The sequence below is a fragment of the Microbacterium sp. P2_F9 genome, assembly GCF_056403635.1.
The window spans coordinates 1-644 of the sequence record NZ_JBFUFC010000422.1 but is presented as its reverse complement, the minus strand read 5'-3'; the positions used below and the strand labels follow the sequence as shown (position 1 = coordinate 644).

At 76.8% G+C, this 644-nt stretch carries 1 protein-coding gene; it reads left to right on the top strand.

What is annotated here, in order from left to right:
* Positions 1–590 (top strand): substrate-binding domain-containing protein (locus tag AC1DVT_RS20525; protein WP_477391277.1); only part of this gene is annotated, 590 nt, incomplete at its 5' end.
* Positions 591–644: the final 54 nt, after the last annotated feature.

Sequence of the window (644 nt, the reverse complement as noted above, 5' to 3'; positions counted from 1 at the left end):
GCGCCGGCGCGCCGGCGGGCCTCGCCCTCGTCGTCGTGGACTCTCCGGCCGACGACCGCTACGCCGTCGTGCAGACCGATCACGCCGCCGGAGCCGCAGCGGCGACCGCGCATCTGCTGAGCCTCGGGCACGCGACCGTGTGGCATCTCGCCGGTCCGGCAGGCTCGTTCGCGGCGGCCGAGCGCGAGCGCGGGTGGCGCGAGGCGCTGCAGGTGGCCGGCGCCGAGGTGCCCGAAGTTCTGCGCGGAGACTGGACAGYGGCATCCGGATTCCAGGCGGCCGCCGCGCTCGCCCGACGCCCGGGGGTCACTGCGCTGTTCGCCGCGAACGACCAGATGGCCCTCGGAGCGCTGCGGGCGCTCGCCGAGGCCGGCCGCGCGGTGCCCGACGACGTGAGCGTCGTCGGCTTCGACGATGTGGCGGATGCCGCGGACTACCGCCCGCCGCTCACCACCGTGCGCCAGGAGTTCGACGAACTCGGCGCGGCGGCGGTCACTGCGCTCGTCCACGGCATCGAGCACGGGGCGCGCGGGATGACGATCATCCCGGCCCGGCTCGTCGTGCGCGCGAGCGCCGCCGCCCCGCGTTGAGCCGCTACGCGCCCGCCGCGCGGCGGGCTTCCCAGCCGGTGCGCACCATCTCGT